The 22,364-nt window shown below is 54.0% G+C and carries 16 protein-coding genes; 5 read left to right on the top strand and 11 right to left on the bottom strand.

Annotation, left to right across the window (positions count from 1 at the left end; all coding sequences use genetic code 11):
* Positions 1-46: 46 nt before the first annotated feature.
* From EBB_RS24090 to EBB_RS24070, 5 genes are read left to right on the top strand one after another with little or no spacing between them, the layout of a single operon-like run.
* On the top strand, positions 47-1,147 hold the full coding sequence (locus EBB_RS24090) for a response regulator (protein ID WP_192396172.1): 1,101 nt from the start codon (positions 47-49) through the stop codon (positions 1,145-1,147).
* A 7-nt stretch (positions 1,148-1,154) separates the two neighbouring features.
* A complete protein-coding gene (locus EBB_RS24085; RefSeq protein WP_192396171.1) occupies positions 1,155-2,075 on the top strand; it encodes an ATP-binding response regulator in 921 nt (306 codons plus the stop codon).
* A gap of 17 nt (positions 2,076-2,092) precedes the next feature.
* A complete protein-coding gene (locus EBB_RS24080; protein WP_192396170.1) occupies positions 2,093-4,414 on the top strand; it encodes a PAS domain-containing protein in 2,322 nt (773 codons plus the stop codon).
* Positions 4,411-7,059, top strand: a complete 2,649-nt coding sequence (locus EBB_RS24075) for a PAS domain S-box protein (protein ID WP_192396169.1) — start codon at positions 4,411-4,413, stop codon at positions 7,057-7,059. Before EBB_RS24080 ends, EBB_RS24075 begins: the two co-directional genes overlap by 4 nt.
* Before the next feature lie 52 nt (positions 7,060-7,111).
* Entirely contained in the window at positions 7,112-10,270 is a 3,159-nt protein-coding gene (locus tag EBB_RS24070) for a response regulator (RefSeq protein ID WP_192396168.1), read from the top strand.
* 113 nt (positions 10,271-10,383) lie between these two features.
* On the opposite strand, the gene bfr is transcribed toward EBB_RS24070, so the two are convergent.
* From bfr to EBB_RS24015, 11 genes are all read right to left on the bottom strand, one after another.
* Positions 10,384-10,854, bottom strand: coding sequence for a bacterioferritin (gene bfr / locus EBB_RS24065; RefSeq protein ID WP_192396167.1), 471 nt, complete (start codon positions 10,852-10,854; stop codon positions 10,384-10,386).
* A gap of 234 nt (positions 10,855-11,088) precedes the next feature.
* Positions 11,089-12,063: a CobW family GTP-binding protein gene (locus EBB_RS24060; RefSeq protein ID WP_192396166.1), complete on the bottom strand. Its 975-nt coding sequence runs from the start codon at positions 12,061-12,063 to the stop codon at positions 11,089-11,091.
* A gap of 189 nt (positions 12,064-12,252) precedes the next feature.
* Positions 12,253-13,248, bottom strand: a complete 996-nt coding sequence (locus tag EBB_RS24055) for a CobW family GTP-binding protein (RefSeq protein ID WP_192396165.1) — start codon at positions 13,246-13,248, stop codon at positions 12,253-12,255.
* Between the two features lie 10 nt (positions 13,249-13,258).
* Positions 13,259-14,047: a GTP cyclohydrolase FolE2 gene (folE2, locus tag EBB_RS24050; protein WP_192396164.1), complete on the bottom strand. Its 789-nt coding sequence runs from the start codon at positions 14,045-14,047 to the stop codon at positions 13,259-13,261.
* 43 nt (positions 14,048-14,090) lie between these two features.
* Entirely contained in the window at positions 14,091-15,776 is a 1,686-nt protein-coding gene (locus tag EBB_RS24045; RefSeq protein WP_192396163.1) for a formylmethanofuran dehydrogenase subunit A, read from the bottom strand.
* A 10-nt stretch (positions 15,777-15,786) separates the two neighbouring features.
* On the bottom strand, positions 15,787-16,503 hold the full coding sequence (locus EBB_RS24040; RefSeq protein WP_192396162.1) for a DUF1826 domain-containing protein: 717 nt from the start codon (positions 16,501-16,503) through the stop codon (positions 15,787-15,789).
* Positions 16,504-16,513: 10 nt separating this feature from the next.
* Entirely contained in the window at positions 16,514-17,299 is a 786-nt protein-coding gene (locus EBB_RS24035; RefSeq protein ID WP_192396161.1) for a ZIP family metal transporter, read from the bottom strand.
* Positions 17,296-17,565, bottom strand: a complete 270-nt coding sequence (locus tag EBB_RS24030) for a hypothetical protein (protein ID WP_225587738.1) — start codon at positions 17,563-17,565, stop codon at positions 17,296-17,298. The genes EBB_RS24035 and EBB_RS24030 overlap by 4 nt, the downstream gene beginning before the upstream one ends.
* Positions 17,534-18,751 carry a zinc metallochaperone GTPase ZigA gene (zigA, locus tag EBB_RS24025; protein ID WP_192396160.1) on the bottom strand — a complete coding sequence of 406 codons (1,218 nt, stop codon included), beginning with the start codon at positions 18,749-18,751 and terminating at the stop codon, positions 17,534-17,536. Before zigA ends, EBB_RS24030 begins: the two co-directional genes overlap by 32 nt.
* Positions 18,752-18,833: 82 nt before the next feature.
* Positions 18,834-20,864: a TonB-dependent receptor gene (locus EBB_RS24020; protein WP_192396159.1), complete on the bottom strand. Its 2,031-nt coding sequence runs from the start codon at positions 20,862-20,864 to the stop codon at positions 18,834-18,836.
* Between the two features lie 287 nt (positions 20,865-21,151).
* Positions 21,152-22,357: an acetate/propionate family kinase gene (locus EBB_RS24015; protein WP_192396158.1), complete on the bottom strand. Its 1,206-nt coding sequence runs from the start codon at positions 22,355-22,357 to the stop codon at positions 21,152-21,154.
* Positions 22,358-22,364: the final 7 nt, after the last annotated feature.

Raw genomic sequence — 22,364 nt, 5'->3', positions numbered from 1 at the left:
TTTCTTCAGGCCATAACAACAATAATCGGCCGTTCTCGGGAGAAGTATGTTGGATACTAAAAGCAAAACCATTTTGGTAGTCGATGATTCTCCGGAAAATCTCACCGTCATCAGCGAATTACTGCAACCGCAATACCGCGTGCGAGTCGCTACCTCCGGGCAAAGAGCGTTGCAGATGGCCGCCAATCAGCCTTATCCCGACTTGATTCTGCTTGACGTGATGATGCCGGGCATGGACGGCTACCAAGTCTTCGAGCATCTGCGCGCCGATCCCATTACGCGCACGATTCCGGTGATATTCGTCACAGCGATGGACAGCATGGAGTCCGAGCTGCATGGATTGGATGTCGGCGCGGTCGATTACATTACCAAACCCATTCTGCCGCCCATCGTTTTAGCGCGGATCCGCACCCAGCTGGAGTTAAAGCAGGCCAGAGATTGGTTGCGCGACGAAAACACCTACCTGGAAATGGAAATAGCGAAAAGGATGAGCGAAAACGAGTTGATCCAAAAAGTCAGCATTCGCGCCTTGGCGCATCTGGCGGAAATTCGCGATCCGGAAACCGGCAACCACATCCTGCGTACCCAAGGATACGTGCAGCATTTAGCGCTTGCATTGCAGAGCCATCCGCGTTTTTTCGCGACATTGACCGATCATTACATCGAATTGCTGACGCGCTCCGCGCCGCTACACGATATTGGTAAAGTCGGTATACCGGACGCGATCCTGCAAAAGCCAGGTAAACTCACTCCCGAAGAATGGGCGGTGATGAAGACCCACGCCAAATTGGGCAGCGATGCGATAGAAATGGCCGAACGGGATGCCACGCGCTCGGTGGAGTTTTTGATTTTGGCGAAGGAAATTGCGCATTGGCACCATGAAAAATGGGATGGCAGCGGCTATCCGGAGGCGTTGGCCGGCGATGCCATTCCGGTCTCCGCGCGGATTATGACATTGGCGGATGTATTCGACGCCTTGATTTCCCGGCGTGTTTACAAAGAGCCCATGGCTTTCGCTGAAGTCAAGGCTATTATTGCTGAGGGTCGTGGTCGCCACTTTGATCCGGATATAGCCGATGCATTTTTAGCGGATTTCGATTCATTCTGCGCTATTGCCCAACGCCATCTCGATTCAATCCCGGAGTAAGTGAGTCATGACGCAACACGCTCGTATATTGTTGGTTGAAGACGAGGAAATCATCGCAATCATCATCCGGGATTTACTCGCCGCCGAGGGCTTTCAGGTGACGGTTTGCGCCAATGGCTGCATTGCCTGGGAAACATTGCAGCACGACCGGATGGGCTACGACTTGGTGCTGTTGGACCGGGGCTTGCCGGGGATGAATGGTATGGAATTACTGCGATTGATTAAGGGAGATCGTATTTTGGCTGCCATGCCAGTGATTATGCAGACCGCCCGTAGCGACAAAAGAAGCATCCAGGAAGGGCTGAGTCAGGGGGCGTATTACTATCTGACCAAACCGATTCAACCGGAAATCTTGATCGCCGTCATCAATGCCGCACTGCAACAACGCCGTGAGTTGCAGGAAATGTCCGAAACAGTGAATCGCGCCGGGCGTCCTTTAACACTAGTGCATTCCGCCGTATTTCGTTTTCGCGATCTCGATGAAGCGAAGGTGTTGAGTCACTGTTTAGCCCAATCCTGCCCGGAGCCGGAACGCGTAATTCAGGGTTTGCAGGAGTTGATGGTCAATGCGGTCGAGCACGGTAATCTGGGGGTTTCCTATGCAGAAAAAGGTGAACTGATGCTGGCGGGAGTCTGGCTGGAGGAAATTCAAAGACGTTTGACACTCCCGGAATTCAGCCGGCGTTTTGTTACTGTGCATTTCCAGCGTCTGCCGGATAAGCTGGTGTTTACCATTCAAGACCAGGGTGATGGTTTCGATTCCCAGGACTTCCTGGATTTTTCCCCGGAACGGGTGTTCGATTTGCATGGCCGCGGTATCGCGATGGCCAGATTGATGAGCTTTGATCGTCTGGAATATCAAGGTAACGGCAATACGGTAACGGCTGTGGTCAACGGCGTGTCCTTTTTGTGCGGCTTCGACAATTAATTAGACTTTGCAAGCCCATGCTGTCGAATAACGATCCATCAAACTCAGCGCAGGTCAGCCGCAAAAGCGTCTTAGCCGTCGTGCTGGTATACGCCATCTTCGCCGCCAGCTGGATTTTGGTATCGGACCAATTGGTACACCACTTATTCAAAGACCCGGACCAGCTTACGCTAGCCAGTATGCTGAAAGGCTGGGTTTATGTACTGGTGACTTCTCTATTACTCTACGGTTTGATGCGGCGCTGGTTTGGCCGAAACAGCGAACCACAAATCGTTCCCCCGGCACCGCGAAGCCAATTGTTGTCGCTGGGCTTATTGATAGTCGTGATTCTGGCTTTGATGGCCGCCAGCGCGGCGCTGACCATCGAGCAACACACCCAAGAAGAGTTCGGCAGGCTGCAGGCGGTCGCCGGCCTCAAGTCCAGGCAAATCAGCGACTGGCTGACTGAACGGCGCGGCGACGCGGATTTTATCCAAACCAGCGAATTTATCATCGACTTGTATCACCGCTGGCAGATTGATGGGGATCTGCAAAGCGGCGAACGCCTGCAAGGCCGGTTGGAACAATTTCGCAAAAGCTGGGGAGTCACGGCTATCAGTCTGCTTAGACCTGATGGCGAACGCTTATGGCGCTCCGCGAAGGCCCCAGCCACTCTGTTGCCGGAGCCGCTGAAGCTTGTAGAGTTGTCGACAAAATCTAGGCAAATCCAATTAGTTAATCCTTACAGAGATGATAGCGGGCGCGTCCTGCTGGATTTGGTCGTGCCGCTGACAGCGCAGCCGATAGCGCCGCCGCTGATTGTTTTACATATCGATCTCAGTGAATGGTTGTTTCCGGTTCTGGAGAGTTGGCCTGTGGCGAGCGGCAGCGGCGAAACCTTGTTGTTTCGGCGTGCCGGCGATGACATTCTCTATCTGAATCCGCTGCGTTTTCGCCCGGATGCGGCAGCTTCGCTGCGTCTGTCGCTTAACACGCCGAACTTGTTGGCCGGTAAGGCGCTGCAAAGTCAGGTCAGCCTCGACAATATCCTGGAAGCCAAGGATTACCGTAATGTCTCCGTCATCGGTTTGGTACAGGCCATCAGCGGCACCGACTGGCTGTTACTGACTAAGTTAGATAAAGTCGAAATCTACACCAAGGCCAGAAGCGAAGTCGTCTGGATTATTTGCGTCGGTAGTTTGACTATTTTTATCGTCTGCGCCGGTTTTTATCTGTTGCGGCAGAGTCAGAGCCTGGCCTTGGCCACGGCGGTGCAGAAGGCGCAAGCGGAGCGTCTGCGGGCGCTTGATTTATTAGCCGCCATCTCCGATTTATCGGTGGACGCGATCTATGCCAAAGACCTTGACGGCCGGTATATTTTGTTCAATACCGCCGCCGCTAATTTTGTCGGCAAGCCGGTCGAGGAAGTCATCGGTCAGGACGATAGCGCGCTATTTCCTCAGCACCAAGCCGAGCGCATAGAAGCGTTTTGTCGCCGGGTAATGGCGGAAAATATCACGTTGACGGATGAAGAAGTGCTGGATACACAATTCGGATTGAGAACTTTCCTGAGCACCAAAGGCCCTTTGTGCGATGCGAACGGTAAAACCGTCGGGGTGTTCGGTATCTCGCGGGACATTACCGAACGTAAACAGGCCGAGCTGAAGCTGCGCGAGAGCGAGGCGCGTTTTCGCGGTTTGGTAGAGCAGTCACTGGCCGGCATTTATATTATTCAAGACGCACGCTTTGTTTACGTGAATCCGGGGTTTGCCGCGATTTTCGGCTATCAGCGGACTGAGGATATTGTCGACGGCAAAACAGTGGCTGATCTGGTCTGTCAGCAAGACAGACAGATGGTGTTGGAAAATTTGCGCCGACGGACTGATGGCGAGATTGAAGACCTTAACTACCGCTTCGAAGGCTTACACCGCAACGGCCAAACCATTGACGTTGAAGTACATGGCCGTAGCTTCGTTTATAAAAATCGGCCGGCGGTGATTGGTTTTATTCTGGATGTCAGCGCCCGTAAAGCCGCCGAAGACCAACTCAATCTCCAGGCCGCGGAATTAAAGGCGCGGAATGATGAATTGGAGCGGTTTAATCGGGCCATGGTCGGCCGCGAGCTGGATATGGTGAGTTTAAAGCAGCAGATCAATGAGTTGTCTGTTGAACTTGGTCGCCAGCCCCCTTATGCATTGGCGTTTCTATCAGCCCAACTCGAAAATACTGTTGGTCATGCTTCTGCTGAAGCTCACGCCGAATCCGCCTTGGACCCTCTCAAACCGAGTGTAATACCAGTAAGCAATGCGGACGGGTTGATGGGCGGCGACACATCGGCTGCGGAAGAAGACCGTTTATGAGTATCCGCGAGCTGCCAGTGGGCGATTTTTCCGCGTTGGTACGCTCCCGTTACCGGAGCAGTCATAGACTCGCCTATGTGTCGGCGGTGGTTCTGGTATTGGCCGCGCTGGCAATCCGTCTGAGTTTGCCGGCATCTTTTGGCGAGCGCCCGATGTTGCTGCTGTTTTTATTTCCGGTGATCGTGAGCGCCTTGTTCGGCGGCTTGGGGCCTGGATTATTGGCTACATTAATGTCGGCCATTGTGAGTAGTTTTCAACTGTTGCCTCCGTATCGCAGCTTGGCAATTGCCGGCCCTTACGATGTTGTGCAATGGACGTTATTGATTGCCAATGGCGTTTTAATCAGCCTGCTTAGCGAATTCCTGCTTCGGACTCGGCAACGCGAAAATGCTCACTGGCAACAATTGCTGGACACGCGGGATCAGCTGCGGGTTAGCCAAACCTTATTCCAGACCACGTTCGAACAAGCAGAGATAGGCATTTGTCTATTGGCGCCGGACGGGCACTGGCTCAAGGCTAACCGCCAATTTTGCGAGATAGTGGGTTATAGCCTGGAAGAATTGCTGAGCAGAAATTTTTCGGACATTACTTATTGGGAGGATTTTGGCGATTTGTCGCAGATGCCGACAGGTGAAGGTGAAATAGATAGTTTTTCCGGAGACAAGCGTTTTATCCGCAAGAACGGCAGTGTTGTCTGGATTAGATTAAGCGCTTCCGCGGCGCGTAAACCGGATGGTAGCCCTGAGTGCTTTATCTTGCTCATGGAAAACATTGAGCAGCGTGAACAAGCGTTACTGGCGCTACATGAAAGCGAGATGGCTTTGAAAGTCGCCCAGCGTTTAGCCGCCCTGGGCAGTTGGGAATGGGACTTGCGCACCGGCGAATCGAAGTGGTCGGAGCAGATATACCGTTTGTTCGGCCGCGCCCCTCACTTACCGCCAGCCGGCTACGACGAGGTTGGCCGGTATTTTAAGCCCGAGAGCTGGCAGCGTTTGCAAGCTGCTGTAGCTCAGGCTTGTAGCGACGGTGTGCCGTACGAATGCGAGGCGGAGTTGCAGAACGATGGCGAACTACATCGCTGGGTACTGGCCCGCGACGAACCGGTCCGCGATGAGCAGGCTAACATCGTGGCTTTGCATGGCACCGTGCAGGATATTACCCCACGTAAACAGGCCGAACTTGCGCTGCAAGAGGCGCAGCGGGCGGCCCTCGAAAAACAGCGCGAGGCCAGGCTAGCTGCGCTCAATTTGATGGAAGATGCGTTGGCGGCCCGCAAAGCGCTTGAAGCGGCGAATGCGTCGCTGCGCGAAAGCGAAGAATTTAAGCGGGCTATTTTGGATTCGGTGAGCGCCAACATCGCCGTGCTGAACCGCGATGGGGTGATTATCTCTGTGAATCGACCCTGGCAGGAGTTTGCTGAGGATGATGCCCTGGCATGCGGGCAATCCGCTGATATTTGCAGCATAGGCACCAATTATTTGCAGGTTTGCCGGCTTGCATCGGGCCCGTATCGGCAGGGATCGCTGGCGGTATTCAACGGATTGTCGGCGGTGTTGGAAGGCCGGCTTCCCCGCTTCAGGTATGAATACGCCTGCCATTCCGCGCAGAAGCAGCGTTGGTTTGCCATGGTCGTCACACCTTTGGGATTCACGGAAGGCGGCGCAGTGGTTTCTCACACCAATATCACCGAGCGTAAATTGGCGGAAATGGCCTTGGTCGAAAGCGAGGAGCGTTTACGTCTGGCCCAAAGTACTGCCAACATCGGCATCTGGGATTGGCATATTGATAACGACAAAGTGCAATGGACTCCGGAACTTGAGACGATGTTCGGTTATGCGCCGGGCACTTTTTCCGGAGACTACTCGGCTTTTTCCCAGCGCGTGCATCCCGACGATTTGGCCGAGCTGGAGCATTTTCGAGATTCAGCGCTTGCCGCGCATCGGACTTTTGATTTTGATTTTCGGGTGCAAGCGGAGCCGGGACGTTTCAGATGGCTAAATTGCAAGGGCGGAGCCAGTTACGATGATATGGGCCGGGCGCAACGGGTATTTGGGGTTTGTATCGATATTACCGAACGTAAAAATACTGAAAACGAACTCAAGCTCTGGGCGCAAGCATTCGAAAACGCCGAGTTCGGATTGGCGATTGCCGACGCGCAGAGCAATTTGTTCTTGGCGGTGAATCCGGTATTTGCCGCGGAACGCGGTTACGCCCGAGAAGAGTTGATCGGTAAACCGGTCATGACGGTCTATCCGGCCGATTGGGTCGAGCAGATCAAACAGCAGATCAATATTCTGGATACGACCTGTCACGGTGTATTTGAGGCGGAACATCAACGCAAAGACGGCAGTCGTTTTCCGGTGATGATAGACGTGACTATTATCAAATCCGGCGACGGCAAATCCATCAGGCGTGTGGCGTATGCTTTGGATATTAGCGAGCGCAAAGCCGCCGAATCTGCTCTGCGCGAGCAAACTGACGCCCTGCAGCGTTTCAACCGGGCGATGGTCGGCAGGGAAATGGACATGATCGCGCTGAAACAAACCATCAACGAGCTGTCCGGGCAGTTGGGACAGGAACGCCCCTATCCGCTGGCGTTTGTTGAGCAGGCCGGGACAAACCCGGTCCGGAATGTTCCGCGATGAAGCGCGCCCGGTTTGCGTATTACTTAGCCGCCATGACGATCGTGATGGGCCTATGAATCCTGAATTGAAATTACTGATTATCGAAGAATTACAGGCCGATTATCTGGCGCTGGTGCAGCACGTGCAGCAGAACGGCCTGAGTGTGGAATGCCGGCAGATAGATAGCCACACGGCGCTGGCGCTGGCTTTGCAAGGCGACTGGGATTTGGTGCTGTCGGATTACACGGTGCCGGGAATGGATATTCGCGATACCTTGCAATTCATTCAAACGCACAGTAAAGATTTGCCGGTTATTCTGGTATCCGCCAACGTGGGCGAAGAAGTCGCGATGGAGTTGTTGCGGCTGGGTATGGTCGATTTCGTGTTCAAGGACAATCCGGTCCGTTTAGTGCCTTCCATACTTAGAGCTGTCGAGGAACGCGATCAACGCCGGATAAGGCGTGAAGCGGAGCTGGCCTTGCGGCAAAGCCAGGAACAAGCGCTGTTAGAGCAGCATCAGGCGCAACTGGCGGCTTTGAATTTGATGGAAGACGCCATCGCAGCCCGCCAACGCGCGGAAGCCGCCGCGGAAGCCTTGCGCGCGAGCGAACGGCGTTTAATGCTGGCGCAGGAGGGGGCGCATGTCGGGATTTGGGATTGGGATATTGTCAATGATCGCGGTTATTGGTCGCCGGAATGCGAGCGTCTGTATGGCTTGGAACCCGGCAGTGTGCGTTTCAACGCCGACTGGCGGGCAAGGGTGCATCCGGACGATCAGCATTTGATTGATGCGCAGTGGAAAAGCCGCATTTTGCGTGGTGAGGCGTTCGAGGTGGAGTTTCGCTATATTTTGCCGTCCGGCGAAACTCGTTGGCTGAGCAGCAAGGGCCGTGCGCAATACGACGCGGCGGGTAAACCGGTCATGCTGTTTGGGGTCAATCTGGATATTAGCGAACGCAAACAAACCGAACAGCAACTGCGTAAGCTGGTGCAGGCGGTGGAACAAAGCCCGGCCAGTATTATCATCACCAACCTGAACGGCGACATCGAATACGTTAACGAGGCATTTTTGCAGGTCAGCGGCTACCGGCGCGACGAAGTCATCGGTCGCAATCCGCGGCTGTTGCAATCAAAAAAAACCCGGCCGGAAAATTATCGGGCCTTGTGGTCCGCGCTAAGCAGTGGCCAGACCTGGAAAGGCGAATTTATCAATAAACGCAAGGACGGTAGCGAGTATGTGGAATTTGCCATTATCGCGCCAATCCGCCAGGCCGACGGCAGCGTTACCCATTTTGTCGCGGTACAGGAAGACATCACCGAAAAGAAACGCGTGGCGCTGGAACTGGACCAGTATCGGCATCATCTGGAAGATTTAGTCGCCAGCCGCACGGCCGAACTGGAAGCGGCGAAACTGTTGGCGGATACCGCCAATCAAGCCAAGAGCGCCTTTTTGGCCAATATGAGTCACGAGATTCGTACGCCGATGAATGCCATCATTGGTTTGACTTATTTGCTGCGGCAAAGCAGTCCCAATCCGGAACAAAGCGAGCGTTTGGACAAAATCGATGGCGCCGCCCAACATCTACTGTCCATCATTAACGACGTGCTGGATTTATCCAAGATCGAAGCCGGACGGCTGGAACTGGAGCAAACCGATTTTTCTCTGGCGGCGGTATTGGACCACATTCGTTCCATTATCGCCGAGCAAGCGCGGGCCAAGGCTTTGAGCATAGAAGTGGATGGGGAGGGCGTCCCGCAATGGTTGAGCGGGGACCCGATGCGTCTGCGCCAAGCCATGCTCAACTACGCCACGAATGCCGTGAAGTTTACCGAACGCGGTTCGATTCGGTTGCGGGCGATGGTACAGGAGGAAACCGCCGTGGGTCTGCTGCTGCGCTTTGAGGTGAACGATTCCGGAATCGGTATTGACGCGGACCAGCAAGCCGGTTTATTTCAGGCTTTCACCCAGGCTGATGTATCTACCACCCGCAAATATGGCGGGACAGGCTTGGGCTTGGCGATTACCCGTCGCCTGGCGAATATGATGGGCGGCGATGCGGGCGTCGATAGCGTACTGGGCCAAGGCAGTTGCTTTTGGTTTACCGCCCTGGTTCAGCGCGGTCACGGCGTCATGCCTTTACAAACCAGTGAAAGACCCGCCGACGCGGAAATGACCTTACGCCGAGATTACGCCGGCGCTCGTCTGCTTTTAGTGGAAGACAATCCGATCAATCGGGAAGTAGCGCTGGAGTTGTTGCACGGTGTGGGATTGGCTGTGGACACCGCCGAGAACGGCCGAATCGCCCTCGAAAAAATCGGTGAGAACGCCTACGATCTGGTGTTGATGGATGTACAGATGCCGGAAATGGACGGTTTGGAGGCTACGCGGGCGATACGTGCGCAGCCGAGCTTTACCGGCTTGCCGATTTTGGCCATGACTGCCGCCGCGTTTGAGGAAGACCGGCATGTTTCGCTCGCTGCGGGTATGAATGATTTTGTCGCTAAACCGGTGATTCCGGAAGATCTTTATGCGGCCTTGTTGCGCTGGTTGGCGCCGCGTTCTGATCCGCGTCCCCTTAGGTCCGATAAAGCGGAAGCAGGGCGCTTTTCGCCAAGAACAGCGTCAACGGACGATACCGTGCCGTCGGTTTTGCTAGCCATCAGCGGTCTGGACACCAGGCAAGGCCTTGCTGTAGTGAAGGGCGACGTGGATAAATATCAACGATTGTTGAGCATGTTTGCCGATGCCCATAATGAAGACTTGAAACAAGTTCAGACCTACTTGGTGGATGGCAAATCCGAGGAAGCAAAACGCATCAGCCACTGCTTAAAAGGCGTTGCCAGCACGCTGGGTGCCAAACAGGTCGCTGATTTGGCGGCTAAGTTGGATCGGGCGATAGCCGAGAGCAGCGATTTGGCGGTCTGCATGGAGTTGGCGGCATTGTGTGATAGTGAATTGACGCATTTGGTCCGCGCTATCCTGGATTTACCTTCCCAACCGGCAACCAGTGACGCGGATGAGGAAATTATCGATGCGGAAAATATGCGCCAAGTCGTGGCCGCACTGGCCAGTCTGCTGGCAATTGGCGATGCGCAAGCCAGCCGCCTGGCGCGCGAATACGCCGTGTTGCTACGGTCAAAATTGGGGGCTGCGTATCCGGATTTTGCCAGACAAATCGAGGCTTTCGACTATCAAGCCGCTTTATTGCTTTTGCAAGCTGCGGATTTGTGAGGCTGGCCGCTAGGTTAGTTTTCGAACCTTTGGGTTTTTCACCGTTAGCGGCAGGCACAAAAAAGCCGCAGTAGCTAAAAGCAACCGCGGCTATTGCTGTGCAAAGTGCTGAGTCAGGACATTTGCGATTGCAGATAATTTGGCAAACCAATCATGTCGATCAAGCTCAATTGTTTTTCCAGCCAATGCGCATGATCTTCCTCGGTGTCGTCCAACATCACTTCCAGAATTTCCCGGGTTTGGTAATCGCGCACGGTTTCGCAATAGGCGATGACTTTGCGCAAATCCTTAACCACTTTATATTCGACCGCCAGATCGTTTTTCAGCATCTCAGGGACGTTGGTGCCGACCGCTAGCGGTTCGCGTTTGGATAAATCCGGCGTGCCTTCCAGAAACAAAATTCGCTTGATTAACGCATCCGCATGGTTGGTTTCGTCTTGAACCTCGTGATTGATGCGTTCGTATAATTTGTTGAAGCCCCAGTTTTCATACATCCGGGAATGAATAAAATACTGGTCTATAGCGGTCAGTTCGCCCGCCAGCAATTCGTTTAAGTGAGCTATGACTTGTTTGTCGCCTTGCATATGCCGCCTCCCGGATAAATTTGCTAATGCCCTGGGCTATGGTAATACAAAATGCCGCCGGATACTGGGTTTGCGTGGATTCCCGTTGTGCTGCTTTCCACCAGTTCGACGATGACTTCGCCTATCTTAGTTAAATTTTTATCCGGATTTTGGGTGACATGGCTTTGTTCCTTAACCGCTTGGGCGATGTCCGACAGTTCAGGACGAAGGGTATTTAATAGCAGGCTTAGTAAATCAATGCAGCTTGATGGCGTTACCGCTTAGGAAAGGCGCAAAAGCCTTGTTTAGATCCGTGGCGAGTGCCGTTGGCTCGCCATTAACGATGAATACCAGCCGGCCGCGGCCGTCGTCGCTTGCTCTGGCGCTTAATGGAATAGGCGGATACAGTCTAGTGCCGGCTGCCTGAATCACCATAGGTTCGGTTTGTTCGGCAAGATAAACCAAGCCTTTGATGCGGAGTAAGTCTTGCGGATGGCGGGTCAGCAACTCTTGAAGGAGAGTTTGCAGTTGTTGCCAGAGCATAACCTGTTCCAGATGCAGCGATATGCTGCGAAAGTTATGTGCCGGTAATGGGGCGTCATTTGGCAAGCGGCGCAAGCTTGGGCCAGCGTTAGTCAGCAGGCTAGCCGCGAGAAAGTCTCCTGTCGTCAGTCTGGGCGTGGCTGGCGCTAGCATTTGCAAGCGTGTTGCCAGTGCGGCTTGCTGACCGGCATTGCTTACGTCGGCATGGGTCAGCAATAAAGTATCGGCCCAAGCCACCTGCGCCCGCGCTTCGGCAAAACTATCCAGCTGTGCAGCACCCGAAGGTATGGCTAAGGTAGTGATGACAATTTGCAAACGATAGCGGCTAGCCAGCCAGCGCTCGCGCAAAAGCGTATCCAGAATCGGTTCCGGGCTGGCGATGCCGCTGGCCTCGATAATCATGCGTTCGAAGGGTTTGCTTGCCGCTTGCTCCCAGGCCATCCACAGGTTTTTTAACGTAGGCGCCAGCGCGCCTTTGACCTTGCAGCACAGACACCCGCCGGACAGCACCGTCAGCGGCAGATTTTGGTCTGCCAACAAATCCTGATCGACCGGTATTTCGCCGAACTCGTTTATCACCACTGCGGTCTTTACCCCATCCGCCAGCAGCCGGTTTAACAAGGTGGTTTTACCGCTGCCGAGGAAGCCGGTGAGAACGATGACGGGGATTTTGTCTGGATCGGGCATTTTCAATTAGTCGCCGCTTCCTTCATGAAAGGCTGTGCTTACGAGGTCCGAGTGAATACAAATTAAACTTACCCATTCGGGCCGGTTATCTGTAAAGGCGAATTATGCCTGTTTTTTGAACCGGAACGTCAACGACAACTGCTGACTGGCCTGCTGCCCAGTGACCAATAACCCATTCAGCGACTTTATCTAAACGCCTACCCGGCAAGAAGCTAATGCCTCCAAGATATCCTCTTTAGGTAAGTTGCGACCGATAAACACCATACTCGATTCCCGCGCTTCATCGGCTTGCCAGGGGTTGCCGAAAGTCTCGGTCATCAGCATATGCACACCTTGATAAATCACTTTTTGTTCACAGCCGGCGATGTTGAGAATGCCTTTGTAGCGTAACAAGTCGTTGCCATAGTCGCGAATCATGATGTTCAGGAATGCCAGAATGCGCGCAGCATCCAGGGCGTGGTCGGTACGGTAGACCATGGAACTGATGTCGTCTTCGTGTTCGTGGCTGACCTCTTCCAGAAAATCCGGCTCGATTTTCAGAATGTCATCCAGATTGAAGCCGTCTATATCCAGAATATCGCCGAGTTCGGTCTGGCCGAAATGCACGTGTTTGATCGGTGCTCTGGGGTTCATGACCCGGAGGCGGGTTTCCAGATCCCGAACAATTTCCGGCGCCTGGAGATCGGTTTTCGATAGCAGAATGCGATCGGCGAAGCCGACTTGTTCTTGTGCCTCGTGGTGTTCCTCTAACTGGTGGTGGGCATGTACGGCATCGACGACGGTGACGATGGCGTCCAGCTTGAAGTTTTCGGCAATGTTTTCGTCGATGAAAAAGGTTTGCGCAACCGGGGCCGGGTCGGCCAAACCGGTGGTTTCGATGATGACGCGTTCAAACAGCAGTGCTCCGGATTCCCGTCCGTCGCTGAGTTCGCCAAGGATACGCACCAAGTCGCCGCGAACGGTGCAACAAATACAGCCGTTATTCATGGTGACGATTTGTTCGTCGGCTTGCAGTAAAAGTTCGTTGTCGATACCGGCTTCGCCGAATTCGTTTTCGATCACGGCAATCCGCTTACCGTGGTCTTCGCTGAGAATTCGGTTCAACAAAGTGGTTTTGCCGGCACCGAGAAAGCCGGTGAGAATGGTCACCGGTACGGGATAGTTGCGTTTGGGGTTGGCGTTCATGGAGTCTCCGTTAGAATGGGGAATTGACACGCTGTATCAGTGCATACGCTGAATGGTTATGGATAGACTCGAAGTTTTCCGATTCGACGCTGTAACTGATTATCCGTGGCTCTGCGTTCAAGCGGGCGGCTACATCGCGCACCATGTCTTCGACAAACTTGGGGTGGTCGTAGGCGTATTCGGTGACGTATTTTTCGTCCGGGCGCTTTAACAGGCCGTAAATTTGCGAGGAGGCTTCGGCTTCCACCAGCGTGATCAGTTCTTCAAGCCAGATAAACGACTTGGCCTCTACAGTCACGCTGACGTGTGAGCGTTGGTTATGGGCGCCGCGTTCGGAAATCTCTTTCGAGCAGGGGCATAGGCTGGTGACCGGCACCACCACTTTCACTTTGATACGACAGGAGCGGGTATCGATTTCGCCGATAAAACTAACCTGGTAATCCATTAAACTGCGGACGCCGCTGATCGGTGCCGCTTTATCGATAAAGTACGGAAAACGCATTTCGATATAACCGGACTCCGCTTCCAGTTTGGCTAGCATTTCTTGTAGCATGGCCGGGAACGAGGCGATACTGATTTCCCGATCGTGATTGTTCAAGACTTCCACAAAGCGCGACATATGTGTGCCTTTGAAGTCGTGCGGCAAATTGACGTACATCGCAAAATGCGCGACGGTGCGTTGTTCGCCGCTACTTTTATCTTTCACTCTGATCGGGTGCAGAATGTCTTTGATGCCGACTTTGTCGATGGCAATACGCCGCGTGTCCGGGCGGCCTTGAATATCTTCGATAGGCGTCATGCGTTTATGTTGATTGTCCAGGATTTTTGAGTTCGTCCGCTTATCAGCCGTGCAACCTAAACCGAGGGTGTTCGGCGAAGTCGGCATCGTTGATGGCGAAATTGTTAAGTTTCAAACTGTAGAACCGGTTGAAATGATCTTGCACCGTCCGCGTGATGCGGGCATCGTAATTGGGTTGCAGCATCTGGGCTCGGCCGTTTGGTCGCGCCACGACCGCTCCATCTTGCACCACCAATTCACCGTTTTTAAACACTAGAGCGGCATTGGCGAACATGGCAGCGACATTGGTTTGAGGATGGCCCGTAAATGCACCGGTGAGTGAATCACACCTGCCAATACCCGCCGGGTCGTAGACGGCGATGTCGGCTATTGCCCCCGGCGCTAGATGGCCGCGATCATGCAAGCCCAATAGCTTTGCGGCAGCACTGCGGGTCATGGTTGCCATTTCGTTTAAGGTAAATTCGCGCTTGAGCTTGGGCAATAAGGTCATCGCCAGCGCCTCTTGATTTAAGCCTGCCATATAGGCTTGGCGGTAATCGGCGTCCATCAACAGTCGAATCAATTCGGGGTAGGCGGTAAACGGTGCGCCGTTCGGGTGGTCGGTGGTAAAGAATAAACGCTCCGGGGCTTCGGCCAGCAAAAACAGCTCCAAGCCGATGGCCCATTGCAAGGTGTTGACGAAACTGGCTTCCCGGTATCGGTAGGGCACCACGCCGCCGGAACCTTCGCACTCGGCGTCCCACATTACCCATTTATTGGGGCTGGCATCCGCGTGGCGGCTATATTGGGCGATGACATCGCCGGAAATGGTCACGGTCTGGCCGAACAGAACCTGGCCGACATCCATGGTGATATTCGGATGGCGGTTGAAGGCTTCCAGTAATTGTGCCGCTGCCGAGGAAAAGCCCTTGGCTCCGTCCTTGCCGTAGGCGTAAAACTGCACGTGGGCCAGATGCATAGGCAAACCTTGTGCGGCTGCCATGGTGGCGACGATGGTATCGACATTGCCTGCCATGCCCAGGTTATTGCAATGTACGTGCACCGGATGGGGGACGCCCAGTTGGCAAACGGCTGTTTGCAGGGTTTGCAGAATTTGCCTGGAGCTAACACCGTAGTCGGGGACGATGTCGTCAAGATCGAATTGGCGGGCGTTGCTTTTAAAGGCGTTGGCACCGCCGGCGTTGATAACTTTCAAGCCCAGCGCGCGGGTGGCGTGTAAAGTCCAGGCTACGTAGTCGTTGATTTGGTTTTGGCTGGCTTTGGCTCGCATCAGTCGCAACAACAAATCGTCGTTACCCAGAATGGCCAGGGCGGCGGTATCCAGGATGGGTATATCGGCCATCTGCAAATGCACGTCTAAGGCATTGACCGGCAACATGGCCGGTTCGACCACCGTGGTGTAGCCCATGCGCGCGTAGCGGTAGCCGCTGTCGGTGGTCGACCATTTCGCGGTACTGAAGGGATGACGCAAGCGTCGCGCCATGTGATTTCGGTGTTGTTCAGGCAACAACAGGCGCGCAGTGTTAACGTTGCCGCCGGCAATATGGCTGTGAATATCCACCGCGCCGGCCATGACAATCCGGCCGGATACGTCGTAAACCTGGTCGAACTTGGCGTCGGGGCCTGGGTCCGCTGTCATCACGCCGTCGCGGATATACAGGTCGCCTGGTTCACCTTGCTGGTTTTGCTCGGGATCGTAGAGATGTCCGCCTGCTAGTTTAATCAGCAATGCCCGGCCCTCACAGCATGTCCAGCGTCAGCACCAAACGCCGCGGCTGCACCGCCATTGGCGTAGGGGATCGGTGCACAAAACCTTGGCCTTCGTTACCTTCCCAGGCTTCACCTTTCATCAAACCTACCGCATAGGCGGGCATCCGCCGAATGGCGGTTTGGTCGGCGATCAAGCCGGACTGCGCATCTTCCAAGCCACCACTGCCCATACCCAGTTTTCGTCGATCCAGCGCATATTCTGGCAGCCATTCGGTGCCGATGCCGCCATAGCTACAAATCATCCGCGCGGGCACTCTATCCACATGAAAGCGTGGACACATGGCGGTTTTCAGAGTGCGTAGGCGCAAGCCGGTTTGCTTGAGTTCGAATAGCTCGCAGAACGCCGTCGCCAATAGTTTGATGTCTGCCAACCATGTGTGATAACCATCGAGTTGGCGGGCTTGTGGCCACAGGGTTGTAAAATTGAAGTCTGACGGATTGACCGGCTGACTGAGTTCCAAAGTGCCGAATTGCTTCAAGGCTTGACAGATAAAGCGTTCAATCGTGATAGGCAACGGTCTTTCTATTAAGCAAAAAATCACGCCGTCCTCGTAGATGCGCGTCAAATCCACGAAGTTTGATGAGATGACGGTTCGGGTCGAAGGCCGATACGAAACAGGCTGGAAGAGTGCAGGGCCGGTGAGCGGTGACAGGGTCGATTGACGAAAGGGTACGCGAGCAAACACAAAAAACTCCTTAACTAGCGATCAGGAACTGTTCGAAAAATACGATGAATTGCATAAACACAATGCCGAAACCAAACGCGGCGGTTTGTCCGCTCAGGCTGGGAAAGCTGCAAGGTTCGTGTAACACCGGAATCAGATCGGAAGCGGCGATATAAATAAAGCCGCCGGCAGCGATGGGTAACAACAGCGACAAGGAGGATTCGGCTAACTGGCTGAGGAATAAAGTAAAAATAGCTCCCGGTAAAACGGTTAGCGAGCAATAAAAGTTGTAGAGTACGGCTTGCTTGGGTGAATAGCCGCCGCGCAGCAGGGCGCCAACATCCCCGAGTTCCTGAGGGATTTCGTGGGCAATAATGGCTAAGGTGGTGGTCAATCCCAGGGCCGGATCGGCCAGAAAGCTGCCGGCAATCAAGATGCCGTCGACGAAGTTGTGTATGGCATCGCCGATCAGATTCATTTTAGCCAATGGCATGATCTCGCCACCGCTTGGTGTGGTGTCGACGTTATGATCGTGCCGCCAGCGCACCAATTTTTCCAACACAAAGAAACCGAATACACCCACCAACACCGTCAGACAGACGTCGCTGACGCTGCCGTGGCGGTCTATAGCATCGGGGATCAAATGAATGAAAGCATCGCCCAGGAGTACGCCGACTGCCAGCGCGACTAGATAGGGCACTACCCGATGCAAGACCTCGGGTTTCAACCATAGTGCAAATACACTGGACAACGAGCAAAGGCTGACGGCAAGACAGGCCGCAACGGCGCCGGCAATAGTGCTGAGAGCGATAGTCATGTGCGATGGGGTGCCTGGGATTTGAGCGAGTGGTATGCGTGCTGGGAGCTGTAAATAAAGCTGGCTAATTTGTCCGGTAAAGCATGGGTGGCAAAATGCGCCAGCATGAACCCCAACACAGTCAAAAACAGTTTGGATAGCACGCGTTTAGCGGGCGGCCTGTCAATCAAGGGCAAGATAATGGTCAGAATAAGCAACAATTCAATGCCGATGATATGCAGATAGCGGTCGAGGCTAGCCATCGGCAAACCATTGCGGAAATTCATCTTGATAGTGTCGCCAAACTGCTGGGCCGGCTGCCAGTTCGACGTCGGTTAACAGGCACTCGTCCAACTCACGGCGCACTTTATCGGCATCGAGGTTTTGACCGATGAATACCAGTTCTTGGCGGCAGTCGCCGTAGGGTTCGGTCCATTGTGACTGGATATCCAGCAGATAGTCTTGCGGCCATTCCTGGCGAGGCACTTTAGCCCACCAGCGCCCCGCCAAACCATGGTGCATCACGCCGCCCGCTTGTGACCAGCTGCCGGCATGATCCGGGCGCGACGCCAGCCAGAAAAAGCCTTTGGAACGCAACAATGTGCCGTTATCCCACTCGCCGTGGTGCAGATGATCATAGAAACGCTGCGGATGAAACGGGCGCCGGGCGCTGTAAACGAAGCTGCCGATGCCGTATTCCTCAGTCTCCGGTTTATGCTCGCCACGCAATTCTTTTAACCAGCCTGGGGCTTGCTCGGCTTTTTCGAAATCGAACAGGCCGGTGTCGAGTACTTTGTGTAAATCGACCTGACCCATCACGATAGGGAGGATTTCCGCGTCGGGGTTGAGGCTGTGCAATACCGCTTTTAGGTTGATAAGCACGTCGCTGGCGATCAGATCAATTTTGGCAATTAGAATGACATTGGCAAATTCGATTTGATCGACCAGCAAATCGGCGACGTTACGTTCGTCATCTTCGCCGAGTGACTCGCCGGTTTCTTTTAAACTCAAGGCTTCCAGGTAATTGCGCATAAAGTTGACCGCGTCCACCACGGTCACAAGCGTATCCAGGCGGGCATGGTCGGACAAACTCGCCCCGGTTTCATCGCGAAACGTGAAGGTTTCGGCAATCGGCAAAGGCTCGGCAATGCCGGTGGATTCGATTACCAAGTAATCAAAGCGGCCATCCTTGGCCAAGTTGCCGACCTCGGACAGCAAGTCCTCGCGTAGCGTGCAGCAAATGCACCCGTTGCTCATTTCGACCAGTTTTTCCTGGCCACGATTTAGTTGTATCTCGTTCTTGACCGTCGCCGCATCGATATTCACCTCGCTCATGTCGTTGACGATCACGGCTACTCTTAAATTCTCCCGATTGTTGAGGATGTGGTTCAACAAGGTGGTTTTACCGGCGCCCAGAAAGCCGGACAGCACGGTGACAGGGAGTTGTTTGGCTGGTGCGCGTTGAAAAGTCATGGTGTTTTAGATGTTATATTGTAGCGTTTGGGTGGTCAAAAAAAGGCGCTGTCTATAAAAAACAGCGCCGTTTTCAGCGGTTTTAATAACTGACTCTAAAGCCCACTTCCGCTCCGCGCCCTGCTTCCGGGGCAAAATTTCGCAAGTACGATGTCGAGTTGCGGATATTTTGATCCAGCAAGTTGTTACCTTTGGCGAACACCATCAGTTTGGCGTCTTTATAGGCCTGAACCTGGTAGTTAGCGCCCACATTCAGCAAGAAATAGCCGGCGGTGGAAGTTTCGAAATCGCCGGCATGGGGCTGGGATTCTGCTCGGGTAAAGCGCAGATAGGTAGATAATTTGTCCCGGTTGAAATCCAGTTGCAGGCCGTAGCGCAAGGGCGGCATGCGCGGTACGTCACTGCCATTGAGAAATTCGCCGCGGGTGTAGTCGCTGAATAAAGTCATCTCCAATAAGCCAACCTGGTTTTCCATCATGGGCATGATCAGTTTGGCTTCATAACCTTTGAAGATGGCGTCGTGTTGTCCGCTGGTAACCAAAGGCACACAATCCGCTACGCAAGGATTACCGTCTTGATCGACGAATTCGCCACTGCGTTGTTGAAAAATATAATCGCTGGCCCAGTTGTGGAATAAGTCGAATTCGGCACGCAGCCAGTCGGCTTTGAAGCGGTAGCCCAAGTCCAGGTTGTAGGAGGTTTCTTCTCTTAAGCCCAGGTCGCCTCTGTCGTAACTGCGGGTGGCGTCATGGTAGCCGTCAGACAGCAGTTCTTGGACCTGCGGAGCTCGCGAGGAGCGTGTCACTGCCAGGTTCAGGCTATTGCGATTATCCAGCTTCCATACAGCAGAAGCCGAAGCACTGACAGGAGTGTAGCTAAGATTGGCGAAACCGTCCGGGCGAATATCGGTTTGTTCGACGCGCGTGCCTAGTTGATAGGTCACCGCACCAATATCGAACGATTCCACGGCGAACACACCGTAACTGGTGATGTCCGAACGCGGGACGATGCTGTCGCCGGTGAGTTTTTCGATCGCATTAAAATCGCTGGCTTGGGCTTGAAAACCCACCACGCCCCGCAACGGTCCCAAGTCTTGGTGAGCCATTTCCATACGGCCTTCGTAAGACTGATTGGTGTAATAAGCGCCGGGCTCGCCGTTGGCAATTTCGGTGTGTTGGTAATCGGTGTATCCAAGCCGGGTGCGCAAACTTTTCGCGAAGCGGAACGGGTTGTTCAATTCGCTCTTAAAGTCGTATTTGGTTTGCCGCATCGCAATGCTGACGGTTTCGTCGCCGGTGCCGTCGGGCGCGATGGCGTAATTGTTGTTCAGGTTATTAATCGATACGCCCGCAAAACCGGGGGCGCCGATCCAGGATAAGCCGGCTGAGCCACTGATGGCTTCGGCGCCGGTGTTGTTCAGATAGCCTTTGGGGTTGTCGACAATCGCCAAGCTGGGATCGGTTATGGCAACTTTAGCGGTGTCTATGCCGCTGCCGCCGATGTCCAGATTGTTGCGGTGGCGGTAGAAGCCGTCTAGGTGGTAGGCAATGTTGTCCTTGCTGCCCTCGACTTTCATGGTGGTGCTGGTTTCATCGGAAGTGGAATCGAAGCGTTGCTCAAGCGCGGCACCTACCAGCTTGTCGAATTGGCGGCCGGGGATACGGTTATCAATGACATTGACCACGCCGCCCATCGCGCCGCTGCCGTAGAGTAGGGTGGCCGGGCCGCGCAGGACTTCGATGCGCTCGGCCAGCAGCGGTTCGACGCTGGTAGCGTGGTCGGGGCTGATCGCGGAGACATCATTGCTGCCGATACCGTTGCTCAATACCCGGACTCTGGGGCCGGCTTGGCCGCGAATCACCGGCGTACCGACGCCGGGGCCGAAGGATTGGCTGCTGATTCCCAATTCGCTTTTTAACGTATCGCCGATGCTGTGGCCGGTTTTCATCCGTAAATCATCGTCGCTCAACACGGTGACCGGAACGGCACTGTCGGATTTTTTGTCTTGTAGCGGTGCCGTGACGATGATTTCGTCCATGGCTTGAATCGCAAGTTCTTCGGCCAGCAAAACCGGCGATGGCAGCATTAAAATCAGGGCAGCGGTTTTTTTCATGAGAAGTAGAGCGGTCAGGAATGATGTGTAAAGATGTTATATTATAACGAATGCGGATGCAATATTATCGCATTTGTTTTTACATCGTCTTGTGGCGGCTTATTTGATGATTTGCGTTTGATGTGTGGTGAAAACATCAAACTGAAAGTAACAATCCCGAAGGGCGATACGGATTGCTTTCGAGATCATAGGGTTGAAATGTTACGGAACTGTTTCTTTGAGCTACGGAATGAAATACTAATTCCTGGCGGTGTTGATAACACTGAGTAATATGCGCCTACGCCCCTCTAATTTAGGGCGCGTGGCTCTTCCAGGCATTGCTGGGCCTGGATTGCAATTTCCAGCTCCTCGTTCGCGGCAATCACCAATATCGCCACGCCGGAGTTGGCTGGGCTGATGCTGTCACAAGGTCTCACCGGTTTTTGGTTTCTTTCCTGGTCTAAGGCAATGCCAAAGATTTGCATCTCCAGGCAGACGTGTTCGCGCAGCCAAGCATCGTTTTCACCGATGCCGCCGGTAAAGACCAAGGCATCGACCCGGCCCAGCACCGCAAAATAAGCGCCGATGTATTTTTTGATGCGATAGGCGTACATCGCTAACGCCAGTCTGGCGAGATCGTCACCGGTTTCTGCCATGCGGTGTATGGCCCGCATATCGTTTTCGCCGCAAACGCCTTTACAGCCGCTTTCTTTGTTTAACAAGGTTTCGATAGCTTCGTTGGACAAGTTCAGCGTGCGGCTCAGATAAAAATGGATTGCCGGATCAATGTCACCGCAGCGACTACCCATCATCAAACCTTCCAGCGGCGTCATGCCCATCGATGTATCGATGCTCCGGCCGTTTTGGATGGCGGTGACGCTGGCACCGTTGCCAAGGTGCAAAGTGATCAGATTGATTTCCGACAACGGTTTGCCAAGATAGTGCGCGGCTTGCTCGGCAACATAGCGGTGCGAGGTACCGTGGAATCCATAACGTCGCACACCATGATCCGCGTAAAGATGTTCGGGTAGGGCATAGCGATAGGCATAATCCGGCAGGGTTTGATGAAACGCCGTGTCGAATACCGCCACTTGCGGCGTATCGTCCATTTGCCGGATGGCTTCCTCGATGCCCAACAGATTGGCGGGGTTATGCAGCGGCGCCAGTGGGATCACTTCGGCAATGCGCTGCATCACTTGCGCGTCGATTAAGGCCGGTTGGCGAAAATGTTCGCCGCCATGCACCACACGATGGCCAATGCCGGCCAGTTCGTGGCGGTCGGTCAACACGCGGCAGACGGCTAGTGTTTCGAACAGCAGTTGCAAGGCTTGTTGATGATTGCGGCAGTTGATTTCGTCGTGTATCCGGCCGTTTTGCGCCAGCGAATAACTATGACTGGCAGCATCTTCGCCGATGCGCTCGATGATACCGGCGATCAGTACGGAGCGATCTGACATGTCGAATAAGCTGTATTTAACCGAGGAACTGCCTGCGTTGAGCACCAGAATTTTCATGAATATC

This window comes from Methylomonas fluvii (assembly GCF_014850975.1).
Taxonomy (GTDB): domain Bacteria; phylum Pseudomonadota; class Gammaproteobacteria; order Methylococcales; family Methylomonadaceae; genus Methylomonas; species Methylomonas fluvii.
This window is presented reverse-complemented; position numbering and strand designations above follow the sequence as displayed.